General features: G+C 72.3%; 18 protein-coding genes. 10 read left to right on the top strand and 8 right to left on the bottom strand.

Translation table 11 applies throughout. The features are described 5' to 3' along the window. Window positions 1-28 precede the first annotated feature (28 nt). The 3 genes from ACWGPF_RS06130 (at window position 29) to ACWGPF_RS06120 (ending at window position 2,787) form a co-directional block, all read left to right on the top strand. A complete protein-coding gene (locus ACWGPF_RS06130) occupies window positions 29-820 on the top strand; it encodes an ABC transporter permease (RefSeq protein WP_452331977.1) in 792 nt (263 codons plus the stop codon). Next, window positions 820-1,563 (top strand): ABC transporter ATP-binding protein, encoded by a 744-nt coding sequence (locus ACWGPF_RS06125; protein WP_452331976.1) that lies wholly within the window; start codon window positions 820-822, stop codon window positions 1,561-1,563. Before ACWGPF_RS06130 ends, ACWGPF_RS06125 begins: the two co-directional genes overlap by 1 nt. 78 nt (window positions 1,564-1,641) lie before the next feature. After that, complete coding sequence (locus ACWGPF_RS06120) at window positions 1,642-2,787, top strand: glycosyltransferase (protein WP_452332010.1); 1,146 nt, start codon at window positions 1,642-1,644, stop codon at window positions 2,785-2,787. A gap of 3 nt (window positions 2,788-2,790) precedes the next feature. On the opposite strand, the gene ACWGPF_RS06115 is transcribed toward ACWGPF_RS06120, so the two are convergent. From ACWGPF_RS06115 to ACWGPF_RS06095, 5 genes are read right to left on the bottom strand one after another with little or no spacing between them, the layout of a single operon-like run. Beyond that, window positions 2,791-3,240 (bottom strand): acyltransferase, encoded by a 450-nt coding sequence (locus ACWGPF_RS06115; RefSeq protein ID WP_452331975.1) that lies wholly within the window; start codon window positions 3,238-3,240, stop codon window positions 2,791-2,793. A gap of 4 nt (window positions 3,241-3,244) precedes the next feature. Beyond that, complete coding sequence (locus tag ACWGPF_RS06110; RefSeq protein ID WP_452331974.1) at window positions 3,245-4,249, bottom strand: glycosyltransferase family 2 protein; 1,005 nt, start codon at window positions 4,247-4,249, stop codon at window positions 3,245-3,247. Next, the gene (locus tag ACWGPF_RS06105) at window positions 4,246-6,156 is read right to left on the bottom strand and encodes a glycosyltransferase (protein WP_452331973.1); all 1,911 of its coding nucleotides are present in this window, start codon (window positions 6,154-6,156) and stop codon (window positions 4,246-4,248) included. Before ACWGPF_RS06105 ends, ACWGPF_RS06110 begins: the two co-directional genes overlap by 4 nt. A 56-nt stretch (window positions 6,157-6,212) precedes the next feature. Further along, window positions 6,213-7,529, bottom strand: coding sequence for an O-antigen ligase family protein (locus ACWGPF_RS06100; protein ID WP_452331972.1), 1,317 nt, complete (start codon window positions 7,527-7,529; stop codon window positions 6,213-6,215). Next, a complete protein-coding gene (locus ACWGPF_RS06095) occupies window positions 7,526-8,941 on the bottom strand; it encodes an O-antigen ligase family protein (protein WP_452331971.1) in 1,416 nt (471 codons plus the stop codon). Before ACWGPF_RS06095 ends, ACWGPF_RS06100 begins: the two co-directional genes overlap by 4 nt. Window positions 8,942-8,992: 51 nt before the next feature. Between ACWGPF_RS06095 and manA the strand changes: the two genes are divergently transcribed. The 4 genes from manA (at window position 8,993) to ACWGPF_RS06075 (ending at window position 14,863) form a co-directional block, all read left to right on the top strand. Beyond that, window positions 8,993-10,141, top strand: coding sequence for a mannose-6-phosphate isomerase, class I (gene manA, locus ACWGPF_RS06090; protein WP_452331970.1), 1,149 nt, complete (start codon window positions 8,993-8,995; stop codon window positions 10,139-10,141). Between the two features lie 149 nt (window positions 10,142-10,290). Beyond that, on the top strand, window positions 10,291-10,611 hold the full coding sequence (locus tag ACWGPF_RS06085) for a WhiB family transcriptional regulator (protein ID WP_345436810.1): 321 nt from the start codon (window positions 10,291-10,293) through the stop codon (window positions 10,609-10,611). 65 nt (window positions 10,612-10,676) lie between these two features. Then, a complete protein-coding gene (locus ACWGPF_RS06080; protein WP_452331969.1) occupies window positions 10,677-13,490 on the top strand; it encodes a glycosyltransferase family 2 protein in 2,814 nt (937 codons plus the stop codon). Further along, a complete protein-coding gene (locus tag ACWGPF_RS06075) occupies window positions 13,487-14,863 on the top strand; it encodes a DUF5719 family protein (RefSeq protein WP_452331968.1) in 1,377 nt (458 codons plus the stop codon). Before ACWGPF_RS06080 ends, ACWGPF_RS06075 begins: the two co-directional genes overlap by 4 nt. 4 nt (window positions 14,864-14,867) lie before the next feature. On the opposite strand, the gene ACWGPF_RS06070 is transcribed toward ACWGPF_RS06075, so the two are convergent. Further along, the gene (locus tag ACWGPF_RS06070; protein WP_452331967.1) at window positions 14,868-15,323 is read right to left on the bottom strand and encodes a hypothetical protein; all 456 of its coding nucleotides are present in this window, start codon (window positions 15,321-15,323) and stop codon (window positions 14,868-14,870) included. A gap of 71 nt (window positions 15,324-15,394) precedes the next feature. Here ACWGPF_RS06070 and ACWGPF_RS06065 point away from each other — a divergent pair, with 71 nt between their 5' ends. Then, window positions 15,395-15,601, top strand: a complete 207-nt coding sequence (locus tag ACWGPF_RS06065) for a DUF3499 family protein (protein ID WP_345436802.1) — start codon at window positions 15,395-15,397, stop codon at window positions 15,599-15,601. A gap of 35 nt (window positions 15,602-15,636) precedes the next feature. Here the strand turns inward: ACWGPF_RS06065 and ACWGPF_RS06060 are convergent, their stop codons facing one another. Beyond that, complete coding sequence (locus ACWGPF_RS06060) at window positions 15,637-16,632, bottom strand: stage II sporulation protein M (RefSeq protein ID WP_452332009.1); 996 nt, start codon at window positions 16,630-16,632, stop codon at window positions 15,637-15,639. Window positions 16,633-16,648: 16 nt separating this feature from the next. Here ACWGPF_RS06060 and ACWGPF_RS06055 point away from each other — a divergent pair, with 16 nt between their 5' ends. Next, window positions 16,649-17,470: an RDD family protein gene (locus tag ACWGPF_RS06055; RefSeq protein ID WP_452331966.1), complete on the top strand. Its 822-nt coding sequence runs from the start codon at window positions 16,649-16,651 to the stop codon at window positions 17,468-17,470. A 24-nt stretch (window positions 17,471-17,494) separates the two neighbouring features. On the opposite strand, the gene ACWGPF_RS06050 is transcribed toward ACWGPF_RS06055, so the two are convergent. Beyond that, entirely contained in the window at window positions 17,495-18,250 is a 756-nt protein-coding gene (locus tag ACWGPF_RS06050; protein WP_452331965.1) for an aquaporin, read from the bottom strand. 139 nt (window positions 18,251-18,389) lie between these two features. Between ACWGPF_RS06050 and ACWGPF_RS06045 the strand changes: the two genes are divergently transcribed. Next, window positions 18,390-18,857 carry a Fur family transcriptional regulator gene (locus tag ACWGPF_RS06045; RefSeq protein ID WP_452331964.1) on the top strand — a complete coding sequence of 156 codons (468 nt, stop codon included), beginning with the start codon at window positions 18,390-18,392 and terminating at the stop codon, window positions 18,855-18,857. The last annotated feature ends 1 nt before the right edge of the window (window position 18,858 follow it).

Raw genomic sequence — 18,858 nt, 5'->3', positions numbered from 1 at the left:
TCATCAGCCTCAACATAGAATCGAGCCTGTGTCGTCGAGTACCACCGGAGCGCCCGGATCCCCGAGGCGCTACCTGCACTCCCTGTGGCTGCTGTCGGCACGCGACCTCAAGGTCCGCTACGCCACGAGCTGGCTCGGCTACCTGTGGTCTGTCCTCGATCCGCTCGTCATGAGCCTCATCTACTGGTTCGTCTTCACGCAGGTGTTCCACCGGTCGGCGGGAGCCGAGCCGTACATCGTCTTCCTCATCTCGGCGCTGCTGCCATGGGTGTGGTTCAACGCGGCGGTCACCGATTTCACGCGCGCCTTCAATAAGGACGCGAAGCTCGTACGCTCCACGGCCATCCCGCGCTCGATCTGGGTGAACCGCATCGTGCTGAGCAAGGGCATCGAGTTCGTGTGCTCGCTCCCCGTGCTCGCCCTCTTCGCGGTCTTCGGCGGGGCCCAGCTCAGTTGGGAGGTCGTCCTCTTTCCGATCGCGATGCTGATGCAGTGCGCCCTGCTCATCGGGCTCGGACTGATCGTCGCGCCCCTGTGCGTCCTGTACTCCGACCTCGAACGCACCACGCGCCTCGTGCTGCGCGCGCTGTTCTACGCGACGCCGATCATCTACTCGATCGATGATCTGCCGGGCGTCTTCCGTGAGGTCGGAGCGTTCAACCCCCTCGCCGGCATCCTCACCATCTATCGCGCCGGCTTCTTCCCCGGCGAGTGGGACCCGCTCGCCGTCGTCGTGAGCGCCGTGATGTGCGTCCTCTTCCTCGGGCTCGGCATGGTCGTCTTCCGCCGCCTCGAGCGCCCGCTTCTGAAGGAGCTGTGATGAGCGCCCCGTCACCCGCGATCGTCGTCGACAGCCTCGGCGTGCGCTTCCGTCGCAACCGGCGCGGGCGGCGCAGCATCAAATCGCTCTTCGCGAGCGCATCGCGGCGGATGCCCAAGGGCGAGTTCTGGGCGCTGCGCGACGTGTCGTTCACGGTGCAGCCCGGCGAGGCGATCGGCGTCGTCGGGCGCAACGGACAGGGCAAGTCGACGCTCCTCAAGCTGGTCGCCGGCGTGCTCCTCGCCGACGAGGGCGACGTCGAGGTGCGCGCGGGGGTCGCGCCGCTCATCGAGATCACGGGCGGGTTCGTGGGAGATCTCACGGTGCGGGAGAACGTGCGCCTGACGGCCGGCCTGCACGGGATGAGCCGCGCAGAGGTGGCGCGCCGCTATGACGGGATCATCGCGTTCGCCGAGCTCCAGGACTTCCAGGACACCCCCTACAAGCACCTCTCGAACGGCATGAAGGTGCGTCTGGCGTTCGCCGTCGTCTCGCAGCTGGATGAGCCCATCCTGCTCGTGGACGAGGTGCTGGCGGTCGGCGACAAGGCGTTCCGCGCGAAGTGCTACGCGCGCATCGACGAGCTGCTGGCCGATGGGCGCACCCTGTTCTTCGTGAGCCACAGCGAGAAGGACCTGCGCCGCTTCTGCACGCGCGGACTGTACATCCGCGAGCACCGACTCGTGCTCGACGGACCGATCGACGAGGTCATCGACGCCTACAACGACGACAACCCGGTCTGAGGACTGCGGTATCGTGGGCGACGCGCCTCCGACAGCGTAAACGACGAAGAGACGAGAGACCCGCCGGTGAGATCCGACATCGACGTGACGGTCGTCGTTCCCACGTTCAATGAGGCGGGGAACGTCGTCGAGCTGGTCTCCCGCTTGACGGCGGCCGCCGAGGACACGCTGCGGATCGAGATCCTGTTCGTCGACGACTCGACGGATCGTACGCCCGCTGTCGTCCTCGCGACGGCGGCGGCAGCTGCCGTCCCCGTCCGGCTCATCCATCGGGACGCGCCGGTCGGCGGTCTCAGCGGCGCGGTCATCGAAGGCCTGCGTGCCGCATCGGCCGATGTGTGCGTCGTCATGGACGGCGACCTCCAGCACCCGCCGGAGGTCGTACCCGGCCTCGTCGCGCGGTTCCGAGCGGGTGACGCCGATCTGGTGGTCGCGTCCCGCTACGTCCGCGACGGGTCGTCCGCGGGGCTCGCCGATGCGACGCGGAACCTGGTGTCCCGGGTGACGACGGGACTGACGAAGGCCATGTTCCCTGTGCGGCTGCACGGATGCTCCGACCCCATGACGGGCTTCTTCCTGGTCGACCGTCGCCGCGTCGATCTGGTCGGTCTGCGGCCTCGCGGCTTCAAGATCCTGCTCGAGATCCTCGCTCGACAGCAGCTGCGCATCGCCGAGATCCCGTTCGACTTCGCGCCCCGCCACGCGGGCACCTCGAAGGCGTCGATGCGCCAGGGCGTGCGGTTCCTCGCTCAGCTCGCTGCGCTCCGGTTCGGCAAGATGTCGGCGTTCGCGGTCATCGGCGGGATCGGGGCGGTCGCGAACCTCGCGATCATGTGGCTTCTGACGTCGCTCGGCGTGCCGTACCTCTGGGCGGCCGCCATCGCCGCCGAGGCGACGATCATCGGCAACTTCGTGCTGCAGGAGCGTTTCGTGTTCCACGAGATGCTCGGCGACGCGTCGCGGCGCCGGTCGCGCTTCGCGAAGTCGTTCGCGTTCAACAACGTGGAAGCGCTCGTGCGGATCCCCGTTCTCGCGCTGCTGGTCGAGACCTGGCACATCTCCAGCGTGCTCGCCGCCGCGATCACGCTGGCGGTCGCGTTCGTCGCGCGCTACGCGTTCCACGCGCTCGTCGTCTACGCGCCGGCACGCGATCGCCGATCGCCGCGGGCGAACGAGGTGCTGGATCAGATCGACGAGCAGGTCCGCGCTCCGGGCGAACTCTGACGCTCAGTCGAGCCGGCGGAGGATCCTCGCGGGGACGCCGCCGACGAGGACGTCATCCGGCACATCCTCCGTGACGACGGCGCCGGCCGCGATGACGCACCCTGCTCCGACCGTGACGCCGCCGACGATCGTGACGGCGGCGCCGATCCACGTCCCCTCGCCGATGACGATCGGGTCGTGACGGACGCGGCCGGCCCGTCGTTCGTGCGGCCCCAGATCGTGGGTGTCGGTGATGAGTCGCGTGAACGGGCCGACGTTCACCCTGTCGCCGAGGCTGGTGCCCGGGCGGATGTAGGCGTCGCGGTTGACGAAGACGTCCTCGCCGATCACGACCGGCCCGGTGACCTCGCAGCCGCGGTACAGGCGGGAGCGAGCGCCCACCACGATCTCCGTGTCCTTGTGCAGCATCCGCACCGACGAGTCGATGGTCGCGTCCTCGCCGACCGTCAGCACGTGCTCACTCTCCGTTCTGGCCGTCCGCCAGCGGCGGCATGGTGCGCCACGAGCGGTCGCGCGCGATCCGGCGACCGTCGCGCATGCCGCGGAACAGGTTGCTCGTGCCGCGCACGGTGCGCTCCACGGCGATGAGCCGGATGAGCTCCTTCGCGAACGTCAGCGCCGTGCCCAGCGCGAACAGCGCGGGGCGGTAGGCGCCGTGCGCGGCGAAGTAGTGCCGCATGATGCCGCGGTTGCGCATGATGTAGTAGCGGTACGCGTTGCTGGAGGCGTTCAGATGGCGCACACCCATGTCCCACTGCTTGATCTCGCGCGTGCGGCGAAGCACGAACTCGTTGACGATCGCGCTCGTCGTGTGCAGCGACGCGAGCCATCCGTACACCGAGTCGTCCCAGTAGATGAAGAAGCGGGGGTCGGGGAGGCCGACCTTCTGCACGATGTCGCGGTGGATGAACATGCCCTCGAAGCAGCCCGAGTTCATCTCGCGGTAGCCCGTCGCGTCGAAGCCCGCCGGCGCGAAGGGGATGGGGATGCCCAGCGGGATCGACAGCCGGTACTGCCAGTAGAACTCGCTGCCGTCGTAGTCGTAGCGGCGGCCCTGGATGCTCTGGAACCGCGGCGCCCACACGCCCATCCGCGCGAGGCCGTCCGGCAGCACCTCGACGTCGTCGTCCATGAGCCAGATCCACGTCGAGCCCAGCTCGTACGCCGTCTCCATGCCCGCGCTAAATCCGCCGGAGCCTCCCGTGTTCTCGTCGAGACGGCGGTAGACGATCTCGGTGCCGATCGACGAGCGGAACGACTCCACGACCTCCGTGGTGTCGTCCGCCGACGCGTTGTCGACGATCACGACGTGGCCCGGCTTCGGGTCCATGTCGCGGATGGACACGAGCAGCTTCGACAGGAGGTGCGACCGGTTGTACGTGACGACGACGATCGTCGCCGTCGCGGGATCGAACGCGGACGGGTCGTAGGTCTGCTCGACGGGCGATGCGGATGCGCTCATGCCTGGCTCCCGAAGATCGTGCGCCACGACTGCTCGGAGACGAGGTCGGGCAGGGCGTCGCGGTACTGCTTCTGCAGACGCGGCCACTCGCGCCTCAGCCGCGCGTGCAGCCGGACGGAGTCGAGCAGCATGCGGCGGTACAGCAGCCGATCGCGCGTGTAGACGTTCTTGCCCGAGCCGTCCGCCGCGCTGACGATGGCGGAGTCGTGGGAGGGGACCCGCCACCAGTGCGCATCGCTCTTGCTGAACTCGACCTCGGGCTGCGCGACGTTCTCCGGGGCGGGCTCGCGCAGCCAGTGCGCGACGAGCGTCTTCGCCGTGAAGAGCGCGAGACGCCATCCAGTCGGGCTGTCGAACTCGTGCCGGCGCAGGAGCGGGAAGACGCGCCGGCCGTGCCGCGAGCGCACGACGACGTCGGGATCGCGATGGACGACGGTCTCGGGGAACCGCGCCGCGAGCGCCCGCGCCTCCGGCATCGCCGTGGCGATGTTCTCGGCGAGGTGCCGGGGCCCCCGCAGCACGTCGCGGAGGGCGCGGTTGCGCAGCGCCACGGGGTAGTACTGCATCATCATGAGGTGCTTGAGGTCGACGCGGCGCGAGTGCCGGATGAGCATGCCGCCGCGCGGCGCCCCCGAGTGCAGGAGACCCGCCACGATGCGGTTGCGGGCGTGGAAGTACGCCTGCCAGTCGATCGAGTCGTCCTTGCCGATCCACGACACGTGCCAGAGCGCCGCGCCGGGCAGGGAGACCGTCGGATAGCCCGCCTCTCCCGCGCGCAGGCAGAACTCGGCGTCGTCCCACTTGATGAACGCCGGCAGCGACAGGCCGACCTCCCGGATGACCTCGGTCGGGATGAGGCACATCCACCAGCCGTTGTAGTCCGCGTCCATGCGCTTGTGCAGGAGCGGGGTCTGCCGGATGTTCGCCTGCCGGAAGTCGTGCGGCATCTCCTCCTGATAGAGGTTGCGCCACATGAAGGGGGCCTCGTCGACGACCTCGGCCCAGGCGTGCAGCCGCGGCCGGTTGAGGAGGTCGAACATGTGCGCGCCCACGAGCACGGGCTTCGTCGCGTAGCGGCCGAACGTGATGGAGCGCCGGATCGACTCCGGCTCGATGCGCACGTCGTCGTCGAGCAGCTGGACGAAGTCGCTCTCGGGCCGCTGCAGCGTCTCGAGCATGGCGCGGGCGAACCCGCCGGAGCCGCCGAGGTTCGGCTGCTCGACGATCTGCAGCTGCTCGCCGAGCGCGGCGGCCACGGCGTCGAAGCCGCCCTCGTCGCGCACCTTCTGCGTGCCCTGGTCGACGATGAAGACGCGGTCGACGAGCTCGAGCACCTCGGGCGCGTCGGCGAGCGCGGCGAGGGTGGCCACGCAGTAGTCCGGCTTGTTGTAGGTCGTCACCCCGAGCGAGGCCTTGCCGGCGCGGACGGGCTCCTGCTCGGTCGTCCACTCGCCGCCCTCCAGCACGACGTCCTCGGCGCCGGCGACGACGTCGAACCAGATCCACCCGCCGTCGCCGAACTGCGTCAGCGCGATGTCGAACGCCGTCTCGGCCTCGCCGGACGCGTCGCGCGTGTCGATGCGCTGCTGGGCGGCTTCGCCCGTGGAGCGGTAGACGACGATCGTGGCGTCGCCGCTCGTCCGCACGGCGAGGCGGATGGCGCGCACGCTCGTCCAGTGCTGCCAGTACGACGCGGGGAAGGCGTTGAAGTAGGTCGCGAACGACACGCGCGTGCCTGCGGGGATGCGGGCACGGGTGCGGCCGAGCACGTCGGCGAGGTGCGCGACCTCGGAGACGCGGACGGGCTTCTCGTCGATCGTCGACCACACCTCGGGGTCGACGTAGAGGGGGAGCAGGTCGGGGTCGCGGTCGAGGGGGAAGACCACGCTCTGGAGGACGTGTGCCACGGCGGAGCTCCGGATGCGAGACGGATCGGCGCCGGGGTGCCGGGCCGCCGACGAGCCTATCGCGCGGGTCCCAGCGGTTGCTGGGATTCGCCCCCGCTCGCCGCCAGATCGAGCGTCTCTCGCCAGGAGCGGGACTGCCCGGCCCGCACGGCGCACAGCACGAGCAGCACCCAGCCGATGCCCTGCAGCGTGAAGCTCTCGAACATCGAGTCGACGAGGAGCGCGACGAGCACGGCCGGCGTCCAGGCGTACACCGTGGAGCGGCGCTCGCTCGCGACGAGCCACGACCGCACGAACGCGATCGCGCACAGCGACGCGAACAGGACGAGCCCGATCCAGCCGAGCTGCAGCAGCACGTCGAAGAACGCGTTGAGCGCCGAGCGGTGAGACTCGCCGAGGTAGAAGTTGATGACGTTCATGGGGTACGCGCCCGCGTCCCAGTCGCCGCGCCATCCGTATCCCTGGATGGGCCGGTTCGACACCCACGTGAGGATGCTGTTCCAGAGGTCGGCGCGCAGCGAGAACCCGGCCGTCGCATCGAGCCACCGCAGGATCGGGTGGCGCAGCGCGTAGGCGATCGCGAGCCCCGCCACGACCGCGGTCGCGAGGGTCCACTGCACGGCGCGCCGGCGCGCGGGCCGCGTGCGGCGCACGGTGGCGAGGGCGAGGAGTGCGAGGGTGACCGAGAGCGCGAGGACGACGGCCGTGGGCGAGGCGGAGAGCACCGCGAGCACGGCGGCGAGCGAGATGGAGAACACCGCCGTCTGCGTCGGAACCGACTGCGTACGCCACTCGACGAGGAAGGTCACGAGCGCCACCACCGCGACGAAACCGAGCATGTTGCGCGTCCCGAACAGCCCCTGCACGGGGCCGCCGTTCGCGATCTCGCCGGCGATGCCGAGGAACGGGAACGGCATGTCGAGGAGGATGCCGGAGAGGATCTCGACGGCGAGCGACGCGGCGAGCAGCCCCCTCAGCACGTCGCCGAGCGCACGCACGGTCTGCAGGGTGTCGCGCACGTGCGCGATGACGACCGCGACGAACCCGTAGCCGAGCATCGACAGCCATCCGCTCGGCGTGGCGTCGTCGTCGCCCGACCAGATCGTCGAGACGAGGGCCCACAGCACGAAGGCGACGAGTCCCGTCGGCGCGATCGAGAGCACCCTCAGCTCGCGTCGGCGGGCGAACAGGATGGCCGCGCCCAGTGCGACGAGGAGGGTCATGATCGTGCCGAGGGCGACGGCGCCTGCCGTGCGCTCCACGACGTGCGCGCCGAAGACGGCCAGCAGCGCCGCGATCGTGTAGGCGCGCGCCATGTCGGCCGTGCGGAGCATCCGCAACGCGAGGCGGACGGGCGAGTAGGGGTTGGTCATCCGCGACGGGTCCGCCGCTCGGGCGCCGACGAGGCGTCGGCCTGCACGTCGACGAGCGGCGCCGTCTTGATGCGGGACGACAGCGTCACCACGAGCAGCCAGCCCCAGAGCATGATCGGCCCCGATTCGGTGATCCCCTGCACGAGCAGCATCGCCGTGACGAGGATCGGCAGAAGCGACACCGCCTGGTAGGGGCGGTCTGCCCGCAGGTCCCAGCGGGGGCGGTCGACCGCGAAGAACCAGGCCCGCCATGCGAGGGCCGCGAACACTCCGGCGACGACGACCACGCCCACGACGCCGAGCTGGAGGAGGACGTCGAGCCACATGTCGTGCGCGTGGAAGACGGTGATCCCGTGGTCGGTGATCCAGCCGGCGAAGGCGGTGTCCCACGGCAGCCACGGCGACGCGAAGCCGTTGCCGGCCACGGGACGGGTGGCGGCGCGCTCGAGCACGGCCTGCCAGATCTCCGCGCGGCCCGTGAGGTCGCCGCCGCGGCCGACGAGGTCGAGCAGGCGGTCGCGCAGCAGCACCGTCACCGCGATGCCCCCCGCCCCGACGAGCGCGAACAGCGCGTAGAGGCGCGTGCGCGCCCCCGGCCCCTCGGCGCGCCGCATGAGCAGCGCCGCGGCGAGCACGGCGGCGACGACGGCGCCCGCCGCGAAGGTGGTCGCCGACCCCGCGCGCAGCAGCAGCCAGACGGCGGCGGCCGTCCACACCCCCCGCATGACGAGCCCGGGCGCACGCTCGGCGAGGCGCAGGCCGAAGACGATCACGGCGAGCAGGCAGAGGATGCCGAGCAGGTTCGAGTTGCCCACGACGCCCTGCAGCCGCCCGCCGTGGAGCAGACCGTCGAAGAGGTTGCCGCGGATCCAGTACCAGTGCGGGTCGGGGTCGGCCGGCGCGTCGGAGAAGTTCGGGAGCAGCGGCGATCCGCGCCAGGCGACCCACAGCTCCATCGCGAGCGACAGCGCGACGACCCACCGCAGGGCGAGCTCGAGACAGCGCAGCAGCTCGCGCCAGGTCAGCACGTCGGCGAGGAAGAGCGCCTGCAGCGTCGTGCCGACGAGGAGCGCCCAGGTGATCGCCGTGGTGACCGGCCACTGCGACCACAGCAGCGACGCGAGGGCGAGGGCCGCGTACACGAGTGCGAGCCAGGGGAGGCGGCGCCACGGGTAGGCGCTCTTCCGCCGCGACGGACGCAGCCGCGGGACCCAGACGGCGGCCGTGCACAGCGTCAGCGTCGCGAGCACGCCCGCCGCCCCGGCAGGGCCGAGCAGGTTGTACCAGGACGAGTGCGCGAGCGCCGAGAAGACCACGAGCGTCGCGTAGGCGCGCAGCAGCAGGTGGCCTGTCGTCTCGCGCTCCGGCGCGGTGGGCGGGTCCGCGATCGGATGGCGGCTGAGCTGCGTCATCGCGGACCAGGCTACCGTCACGCCGTGCCGCCACGCCCTAGGGTGGGAGCCGTGATCGTACGCCTGCGAAACGCGCCGCGCGACTATGCGTGGGGCTCCCGGACACTGCTCGCCGCGCTCGAGGGACGGGACCCCGCCGAGGGGCCGGAAGCAGAGGTGTGGTTCGGTGACCATCCCTCCGACCCCGCGGAGACGCCGGACGGCCGCACGCTCGGCGCATGGCTCGCCGACCAGGGCGTCTCGCTGCCGGGCGGACGCCTCCCGTACCTGCTGAAGCTGCTCGCGGCAGGCTCCCCGCTGTCGATCCAGGTCCATCCGACCCGTCAGCAGGCGCGCGAGGGCTTCGCACGGGAGAGCGGACTCGCCGACGGCACCGCGCGCAACTACGTCGACGACAACCACAAGCCCGAGATCATCGTCGCCCTCAGCGAGCACTTCGAGGCCCTCTGCGGTCTGCGCGAGCTCGACGCGACGCACCGCCTGCTCGACGCGATCGGCCCGGCCACGGCGCCCCTGCGCGAGCGCCTCGTCGACGCCGAGGGAGTGCGCGGGGCGCTCGGCTGGCTGCTGGGCGGAGACGGCTCCGACACGGTCGCCGCGATCATCGCCGCGCTCGAGTCGGCGCAGTCGACCGAGTTCGCTGCGGAGCTCGCGAACGCCCGACGCGTCGCGGCCATCTACCCGGGCGATGCGGGCGTCGTCGTGGCGCTCCTCATGAACTACGTGCCGCTCCGTCGCGGCGAGGGGCTCTTCCTCGGGGCGGGCCAGCTGCACGCCTACGTGTCGGGGCTCGGGGTGGAGCTCATGGCCGCGAGCGACAACGTGCTCCGCGGAGGACTCACTCCCAAGCGCATCGACGTGCCCGAGCTGCTCTCGATCGTCGATCCGACACCGGGTCCCGTCCCCGTCGTGCTCCCCGTCGCGATCGACCACGGCAGCCGGGGGATCGAGTCCTTCCCCGTTCCGGTCGACGACTTCCGGCTGCTGCGCGCACGGGTCGGCGAGGGCGACGAGTCGATCCTCCGGCCGACGGGCGCGACCGTCGTGGTCGCGACCGCGGGAGCCGTGACGGTCTCGACCGGGAGCGAGAGCGTCGTGCTCGAGCCCGGTCAGGCGCTGTTCGCCACGCCCGGCACGGAGGAGCTGCGGTTCACAGGAGACGGGGAGGTCTTCGCGGCGGAGCCCGGGGGAGCTGCCTGAGGCGGCACCCGACACGCCGACACGCCCGGTGAACCTTCGATCACTCCTTCAGGGTTTACGATCCGCGACTTGACCTCAGCGAATCACACGGTTGTAATTAGGTGCACGAGTTGCCCGCAGGGGGATCGACGAGGGGTGGGAGAGCGACGATGGCGGCATCGCAGTACCGATCCGGAGTTCCCGACGACTGGTTCGTCGACCCGGTAGACCTCGGAGTCCCCGGGGTCAGGACGACGGAGGACGTCGACGAGGGCACCCTCGGATGGCAGAGCGACGCCCTGTGCGCGCAGACCGACCCCGAGGCGTTCTTCCCCGAGAAGGGCGGGTCGACGCGCGACGCCAAGCGCATCTGCTCCTCGTGCGACGTCCGCGCCCAGTGCCTCGACTACGCGCTGCAGAACGACGAGCGCTTCGGCATCTGGGGCGGGCTCAGCGAGCGCGAGCGCCGCAAGCTCAAGCGCCGCGCCTGAGAATCCGCCGCCGCGCCGTGCGCGTCGTCGGGCCCGGAGGGACGGCGGCTTAGGCTGTGCGGGTCATGCCTGCCGCAGTCCACGCCGTCCTCGTCGCGCGCACCTCGCCGGAAGCCGCTCCCGTCCTCGAGCGAACCCTCGCGTCCGTCCGGGCGCAGACGCGCCCCGCCGACGCGCTCACGATCGTCGTGTGCGGCCCGACGGCCCCCGTGCGTGCGCTCCTGGACTCCTCGGGAGCCGAGGGCGTCATCGAGGCGTCCGCGACGACGACGTTCGCCGCCGCTGTCGACTACGCCGTGCGCCGCGTGTCGCCGGGCGCCGCCGTGTGGCTCCTCTCCCACGACGCGGCGCCGCATCCCGGGGCGCTCGCCGCCCTCTCCGCGGAGCTGGAGCGCGGCCCGTCGATCGCGATCGCCGCCCCCAAGCTCGTCGACGAGGACGACGCCGACCGGATCGTCTCGCTCGGCCAGACCATGACCCGCCTGGGACGAGCGGTCGAGCTCGCGGACGGCGAGTTCGACCAGGGGCAGTTCGACAGCCGCGACGACGTGCTCGGTGCCGACGTGCGCGGCATGCTCGTGCGCGGCGAGGTCTTCTCGGCCCTCGCTCCCGACCGGTCGCTCCTCGGCGTCGACGAGGGTCTCGACATGGGCGTCCGCGCGCACCTCGCCGGGCATCGTGTCGCCCTCGTGCCCGCCGCGCGCCTCGCCGTCCGCGCGCCGTCTCGGCGCCGGCCGTCGGCCGCGGCGTACCTGACGCGTCAGGCGCAGCTGCATCGGCGCCTCTCGTACGCACCCGCGTGGGCCGTCGCGCTCCACTGGCTCTCGCTCCTTCCTCTCGCGCTGTGGCGCACGGTCGTGCACCTCGTCGCGAAGAACCCGGGTCACGTGCCGGCGGAGTGGGCGGCCGCCGTCGTCGCGATGGCGCGCGTGCGGGGCGTCGCGCGGTCGCGGCGCCGCATCCGACGCAGCCGCCGCGCGTCATGGGCCAGCGTCGAGCCGCTCCGTATCGGCAGGGAGCAGCTGCGCGAACGGCACGAGCCGCATGCGTCCCCCGTGGTCCGCCGGGAGCTGCGCTTCTTCAGCGGCGGGGGAGCGTGGGTCGTGCTCGGCGCCCTCGTCGTGTCGATCGCGGCGTTCCTCGCCCTGCTCTCGTGGGACGGCGTCGCAGGGGGCGCTCTCCTGCCGCTCCACGACTCCGTCGCTGGCCTGTGGGGTGCGGCCGCCTACGGGCTGCGCGAGATCGGGCTCCACACCGTCTCGCCGGCCGACCCGTTCGCCGCCGTCGTCGCCGTCGTCGGATCCCTCGCACCCGCATCCCCGTCGTTCGCGCTCCTCGCCCTGTGGCTGCTCGCCCTCCCGCTCGCCGCGCTGGGCGCCTGGTTCGCGGCCACGCGCGTGACGACGCGGTCGGGTCTGCGGGCCTGCGCCGCGATCCTCTGGGCGCTGTCGCCGACGCTCCTGTCGGCCCTCGTCGACCCGCGCCCCTCCGCCGTCCTCCTGCACCTCCTGCTGCCCTGGCTGCTCTTCGCCGCCGCGGCGGCACACCGGTCCTGGGGAGCCGCGGGGAGCGCGTCCCTCCTCCTCGCGGCCGTCGTCGCGTGCGCGCCCTCGCTCATCCCCGCGCTCGCGCTCGTGTGGCTGATGGCGCTCCTCCTGACCGCCGCTCTGCGCCCGCGCGGGATCGCCCGCGTCGTGTGGACGGCCGTGCCCGCCGTCGCGCTGTTCCTCCCGCTCGCCCTCGCGCAGCTCGACCGCGGCACGCCGTGGGCGCTCGCGGCCGATCCCGGCTCGCCCTGGGCGGGGCCGTCGCTCGACATCGCAGAGCGGTGGCGCGCCGCCCTCGGGTTCCCGACGGACGACCCGGGCGGATGGGGCTCGCTCCTCGAGCAGCTCGGGCTCGGCCCGTCGACATGGTGGGTTCCGATCCTCCTCGCGCCCCTCGCCCTCGCCGCCCTCGCCGCGCCGCTGACACGGCGCTGGCGGGTCGGCACGGGCCTCGTCGTCGTCGCGGTCCTCGGCCTCGCCACCGCCTACGCCGCCGTGGGCGTGCAGGTGTCGCTGGACCAGTCGCAGCCGGTGGCCGTGTGGCCGGGCAGCGGCATCGCGCTCGCCTGGCTCGCCCTCATCGGCGCGGCCGCCGCCGCCCTCGACACGGGCGCGGCGCCGCGCCCGCTCAAGGCCACGTGGGCCGTCGCCGCCACCGTCTGCGTGGCCGTCGTCGCCCTCCCGGCGCTCACCGCGGTGCACCGAGGCGATGCCGCGCTCCACGACGGCGGCGGATCGACCCTCCCGGCGTACGTCGCTGCGCTCGCGGCGGGCGACGACGCGTCGGCGACCCTCGTGCTGACGCCGCAGCCCGACGGCGGGCTCTCGGCCGAGGTCGTCTGGGGAGCGAGCGAGACCCTCGGCGGCCAGTCGACCCTCCAGACCACGCAGCGGGCGCTCGGCGAGCACGACGAGGAGGTCGCCGAGCTCGCGGCGGACCTGGTCTCGGGTGCGTCGACGGATGTCCCGGCGCTCCTCGCGGCCGACGGCATCCGGTTCGTCCTCCTCGCGGCGCCGTCCGAGGAGAGCGACGCGGCGCGCGTGCTGCGGCTCACGTCCGCCACGGAGCTCGATCAGCGGGCGGGCTTCGTCCGCGCGGGGGAGACGAGCCGCGGGGTGCTGTGGGTGATCGAAGACGCCGTACGGGAGGAATCGGGCGCCGAACGGGCGGCCATGACCGCCGAGCAGGAGTCGACCGCGCGCACGGTCGTCCTGGTCCAGCTCGTCGCCCTCGCGGTCGCCCTGCTCCTCGCCGTCCCCACCTCGGCGTCGCACCGGGCGGTGCGCGGGAAGACGCGCGTGCTGGGCGCGGGATACGAGGAGGCGTCATGACCCGCACGACCACGGCCATCCGGATCGGGATCGGCGCCCTCGTGTCGGCGGCCTCCGTCGCGGCCGTCGCGCTGGGGGCCGGCGCCGTGCCGTGGCCCTCCGTCTCGACCTCGGCCGCGACCGTGTCGGTCGAGCCCGCGCCCGCCGAGGTGCTGCTCGCCTGCGACGGTCCTCTCCTGGCCGTGGGGCGCACGGCCGAGGACGCCTCGGCCGTGAGCGTCGCGGCGGATGCCTCCGTCGTGTCCGGTGCGGAGGGCGGCGGCACCCCCGCGGAGTCGACCCTCGCCATCCCCGGCGTGGCGGACGCGACGGCGCCGCTGCTCTCGCAGCTGCCGGACGGCCGCGACGCGGTGGCCATCGCGGCGGCCTCGTCGGTGTCGGCGTCGTACGGCGATCTCGCGGGGTACGCGGCCTCGGAGTGCCGCGCGCCGCAGATGGAGTCGTGGATCGTCGGCGGCGACGTCGCGACGGGGTCGACCGGGCTCCTCCTCATCGCCAATCCCACGGAGGTGAACGCGGTCGTCTCCCTCGACGTGTACGGCGTGGACGGCGTCACCACGCCGGCGGGCGCCGACGCGATCGCGGTTCCCGCCGGCACCCAGACCGTGCTGCCCCTCGCGTCCGTCGCGGGCGGCGAGGCGTCGCCCGTCGTGCGGATCGAGGCGACGGGCGCGCCCGTCCGCGTCACCCTGCAATCGAGCATCGTCCGCACGCTCGTCCCGGGAGGCATCGACCTGCAGCCGTCGACGACGCCCGCGCTCGAGCAGGTCATGCCGGGCGTCGCGGTCACCGACGAGGCGGCGTCGGGGGAGAACCCCGCCGGGCTCGTCCGGCTCCTGTCGACGAGCGACGCGACCGCGACCCTCAGGGTCGTCGGCGAGGACGGGACGGACGCCCGTGAGCCGGAGGACGTGGTCCTCACCGCCGACCAGCCGCTCTCCGTCGATCTGGGCGGCCTCCCCGCCGGCCGCTACACCGTGCGGGTGGATTCCGATGTGCCGCTCGTCGCGGCGGCCTGGCAGACGACGGGGTTCGGCGAGGGGTCCGACTTCGCCTGGTACGCGGCGGCGCCCGAGATCACGGGGGAGACGCTCGTCGCCGTGCCCGACGGGCCCTCGCCGCGGCTCGAGATCGCCAACACGCGGGACGTCGACACGACCGTCGTCGTCACGGGCGAGGGCGGCGAGCAGGTCGTCGACGTCGCGGCGGGCTCGTCCGTGTCGGTCGGGTTGGAAGGCGCGGCCGTCTACACGTTCGACGCCGGCGAGACGGGGGTGCACGCGTCCGTCGGCTTCGCCGACGCGTCGTCGCTCGCCTCGCTCCCCGTCGACCAGGACCCCGCGTCGCCGCCGCCCGTCGTCGTCTACCCGTGACGGGTCAGTACCAGCGGTAGCGGTCGGGCGCCAGATCCCACGGATCGCGGTCGAGGTAGTCGGCGGCCGCGCGGAAGACGGCCCCCTCGATGATGAGCCGACGGTGGAAGTCGTCTGCCCGGGGGAACTCGTCGCCGTGGATGCGGCTGAGCCGCTCGACGGGGATGCGGAAGAGGACGATGCGTCGCGCCTCGCGATCGATGCGCCACCGCGGGACGCCGTCCTCGTCGGGTGCCGACGGCACACCGGCGATCTCGAAGCTCACGTCGCGCAGTTCCGGCCAGGCCCCCCGCAGGTACTCCGCGGCCGATCCGACGGCGACGTCGAAGCGCTCGTAGCGCGTGTCGACGGGCGGGAGGGGCGGACGGACGATGGAGCTGCGACCCGTGCGGCCGTGGCGTCCGTGGCGGGCCGTCGCCCGCGCGGGGACGGGCTTCGGAGGACGGTTCCACCACTTCATGCGATCCAGCTTACGGCCCGCCCTGCGCGCCGCGGCGGGGCGCACCCTCCGCACTGACTAGGGTGGGGGCGATGCGCGAGAGACAGTGTTCGAAGGTGGGCTGCACCCGCGAGGCCGTCGCGACCATGACGTACGACTACACGGACAAGATGGCGGCCGTGGGCCCGCTGGGTGCGCAGTCCGATCCGCACGCGCACGACCTGTGCGCGTCGCACACCGATCGCCTCTCCGTTCCGCAGGGATGGGTCGTCGTACGGCACGAGACCCTGCGCGCCTAGACGGTTCCGCTCCGCTTCTGCCAAGGGCCGCGGCGCTAGCCTGCGACCAGTCGCGGGGTGCCGGCCTCGTACTCCGTGAGCCCGCCCGTCTCACCCGATCGCGACGCACGTCGGCCGACGACGAGCATGTAGGCCAGGAACACGCCGAGCGCGATCGCCCCGAGCCCGATCTTGAGCCACCAGGGCCACGGCTGCCCCGTCACGAACCCCTCCACGACGCCGGAGAGCGCGAGGGCGAAGACGAGCCCGATCGCGACGGTGGCGAGCGAGAGGCCCGCATCCGCGAGCGCCGCGAGCCGCGTGCGCGGCCCCGGAGCGACGATCGCCCAGAAGATGTGCAGGCCGGCCGCTCCCGCGACGAAGATGCTCGTCATCTCGAGCAGACCGTGCGGGAGGATGTACAGCACGAACACGTCTCCGCGGTCGAAGGCGAACATGACGGCCGCCGACGTGCCGAGCCCGATGGCGTTCTGCATGAGCACGTACACGGGGAAGATCCCCGTCACGCCGAACAGCACGCACTGCGCCGCGATCCAGGCGTTGTTCGTCCACACCATGCCCGCGAACACGGCGGCGGGGTTCTCCGTGTAGTACTGCGCGAACTGCTCGTCGGCGTACTGCTGGAGCTGCGCCTCGGGCCCCAGCGCGGCCATGAGCGCCGGATCGGCCGATGCCCACGTCGCGACGAGGACGACGGTCGCGATGAACACCACGGCGACGACGAGCGTCGTCCAGCGCAGCCGGTACAGCGCCGCGGGCAGCTGAAGGGCGAAGAAGCGGGGGAGCAGCCGCAGCACGTTCTCGGGGGCGCCCGTGAGTCGCAGCCGTGCTCGGCCGAGCATGGTCGAGACATGGTCGCCGTGGGGCGTGCGGCCCGCGCTGGTCTTGATGTCGGCGAGATCCGCCGACGCGGCCTGGTAGCGCGCGACGAGCTCGTCGACCTCGGGACCCGCGAGATCGCGCCGCTTCGACAAGCCGTCGAGGCGCGCCCACTCGGGGGCACGTGCGGCCGTGAGCGCGTCGAGGTCCACCTGGTTAACTGTACGCATGTCGACGCCTCCCGCACCGGTGCGCGCCGCCCGTGCGGCCATCCGAGACGACGAGGTGCTCACGGGAGAGGCCGTCGCGCTCGACGTGCAGCCGGTCGGAGTGCTGCTGAGAGCGGTGGGCGCGGTCATCGACATCGTCGTATCGGCCGTGCTGTACCTGCTGTTCGCCTTCGCCGTGATGAGCATGCTCGAGGCCGGCGTGCTCGACGAGGCGACGCTGCAGATCGCCCTCGTCGTGATGCTCGTGCTGCTCTTCGTCGCCCTGCCGACGGCCGTCGAGACCGTGACGAAGGGACGCAGCCTCGGGAAGCTCGCCGTGGGTGGCCGCGTCGTGCGCTCGGACGGCGGGGCCATCGGCTTCCGCCATGCCCTCATCCGCGCCCTCGTGGGCGTCTTCGAGGTCTACATGACCGCGGGCGGGGTCGCACTCCTCGTCGGCATCTTCACGCCGCGTTCGCAGCGCCTCGGCGATCTCGTCGCCGGGACGTACGGCGAGCGGACGCGGACGCCGGCGCTCCCTTCCCCCGACTTCTCGATCCCGCAGGGGATGGCCGAGTGGGCGCGCATCGCCGATGTCGCGCGGCTGCCCGACCGCTCCGCGCGGCGGCTCTCGCAGTTCGTCGCGGGAGCCGAGCGGATGTTCCCCGCGGCACGCGAGCGCATCGCCCGCGAGCTCGCGGCGGAGGTGGTGCCGTTCGTGTCGCCGCTTCCGCCCGTCCACCCCGAGGTGCTCGTCCGCGCCGTCGTCGCGGTCCGGCGCGAGCGCGAGCTGCGCGCGCTGCGCCTGCGCGACGAGCGCGTGGCCCGGCTCGCGCGCTGACGGCGCGGGCCGGGCCACGCGCCGTCAGGGGCGGTCGGCGAAGACCGCCCGGTAGGCGTAGCCCGCGATGAGCGCTCCCACGACGGGGAACACGAGGAACACCCAGAGCTGGGCCAGCGCCGTTCCGCCGCCGTAGAGCGCCGACGCGATCGACCGCGCGGGGTTCACGGACGTGCCGTCGACGGGGATGCTGACGAGGTGGATGAGCGCGAGCGTCAGCCCGATCGCGACGGGGGCGAGCGTCGTCCCTCGCTCGGGGTGCGTGGAGCCGAGGATGACGAAGAGGAAGACCGCGGTGAGGAGCACCTCGGTGATGATGACGGCGGGGAGCTGGAACCCGCCGGGTGAGAGCGGACCCCACCCGTTACTGCCGAAGCCGGCGTTCTGCGCCTCCTCGAGCCATCCGGACGGACCGAACAGGCCGATCAGCACGAGGAACGTCGTCGCGACGGCCCCGCCGATCACCTGCACGACGATGTACTTCCACGTGTCCGCCCAGGCGAAGCGGCCGGCGGCGGCGAGGCCGAGGGTGACGGCGGGGTTGAAGTGGGCACCCGATACCCCGGCGAACGCGGCGGCTCCCACGACGACCGTCAGCCCGAAGGCGGAGGCGGTCGCGAGGTAGCCGACACCGGGCGCGAAGACGGCGGCCTCGTTCGCGAAGTGCGACGCGAACAGGGCGGTGCCGACACCTCCGAACACGAGGAGGAACGTCCCGATCGCCTCGGCGGTGAGCCGGGAGGCGGTGGACGGCGGCGATGCGACAGTTCTCTCGGTCATACGGGTCCCTTCTCGACGGATGATCCCCTTTCTGCATCGTGGCACGGCGCGTCTCGCGGCGGGAGAGGCACGCGTGCCGCGACGTCACGCGGCGACACGCCTCGTTTTGATTCATTCAAAAGAACGATAGGGTGGGGACATGACCGCGCACGATGCCCCGCTCCTCGCCGAGGAGGCCATCCGGGGCGCGGGTCTGCGCATCACGGCGCCGCGTCGGGCCGCCTACGACGCGCTCGCAGGCCTTCCCCATGCGCGCGCGGATGAGATCTTCGAGCGGGTGCGTGCGACCATCCCCGGCACGAGCCTGCAGGCGGTCTACAACGTGCTCGGCGACTTCGTCGACGCGGGTCTCGCCCGGCGGATCGAGCCGAGCGGCCAGCCGGGCCTCTTCGAGCTGCGCGTGGGCGACAACCACCACCATGTCGTCTGCACCTCGTGCGGGCGCGTGGACGACATCGACTGCATCGTCGGCGACGCGCCCTGCCTCCACCCCGCGCACGACACGGGCTTCCGCATCCAGGTCGCCGAGGTCACGTTCTGGGGTCTCTGCCCCGACTGCGCGGCGGCCGTCGACTCCCGACCACCTTCCGACCCTGACCGACCCTGAA

The sequence above is a fragment of the Microbacterium sp. NPDC055683 genome, assembly GCF_053617895.1.
The sequence above is the reverse complement of the archived record's forward strand: the minus strand, read 5'-3'. Positions and strand labels throughout refer to the sequence as shown.

Bases quoted from the DNA above. Each gene is read 5' to 3' on its own strand.
- ACWGPF_RS06125 (WP_452331976.1), top strand. From the start codon at position 820: ATGAGCGCCCCGTCACCCGCGATCGTCGTCGACAGCCTCGGCGTGCGC.
- ACWGPF_RS06110 (WP_452331974.1), bottom strand. From the start codon at position 4,249: ATGAGCGCATCCGCATCGCCCGTCGAGCAGACCTACGACCCGTCCGCG.
- ACWGPF_RS06100 (WP_452331972.1), bottom strand. From the start codon at position 7,529: ATGACCAACCCCTACTCGCCCGTCCGCCTCGCGTTGCGGATGCTCCGC.
- ACWGPF_RS06095 (WP_452331971.1), bottom strand. From the start codon at position 8,941: ATGACGCAGCTCAGCCGCCATCCGATCGCGGACCCGCCCACCGCGCCG.
- ACWGPF_RS06085 (WP_345436810.1), top strand. From the start codon at position 10,291: ATGGCGGCATCGCAGTACCGATCCGGAGTTCCCGACGACTGGTTCGTC.
- ACWGPF_RS06080 (WP_452331969.1), top strand. From the start codon at position 10,677: ATGCCTGCCGCAGTCCACGCCGTCCTCGTCGCGCGCACCTCGCCGGAA.
- ACWGPF_RS06075 (WP_452331968.1), top strand. From the start codon at position 13,487: ATGACCCGCACGACCACGGCCATCCGGATCGGGATCGGCGCCCTCGTG.
- ACWGPF_RS06070 (WP_452331967.1), bottom strand. From the start codon at position 15,323: ATGAAGTGGTGGAACCGTCCTCCGAAGCCCGTCCCCGCGCGGGCGACG.
- ACWGPF_RS06065 (WP_345436802.1), top strand. From the start codon at position 15,395: ATGCGCGAGAGACAGTGTTCGAAGGTGGGCTGCACCCGCGAGGCCGTC.
- ACWGPF_RS06055 (WP_452331966.1), top strand. From the start codon at position 16,649: ATGTCGACGCCTCCCGCACCGGTGCGCGCCGCCCGTGCGGCCATCCGA.
- ACWGPF_RS06050 (WP_452331965.1), bottom strand. From the start codon at position 18,250: ATGACCGAGAGAACTGTCGCATCGCCGCCGTCCACCGCCTCCCGGCTC.
- ACWGPF_RS06045 (WP_452331964.1), top strand. From the start codon at position 18,390: ATGACCGCGCACGATGCCCCGCTCCTCGCCGAGGAGGCCATCCGGGGC.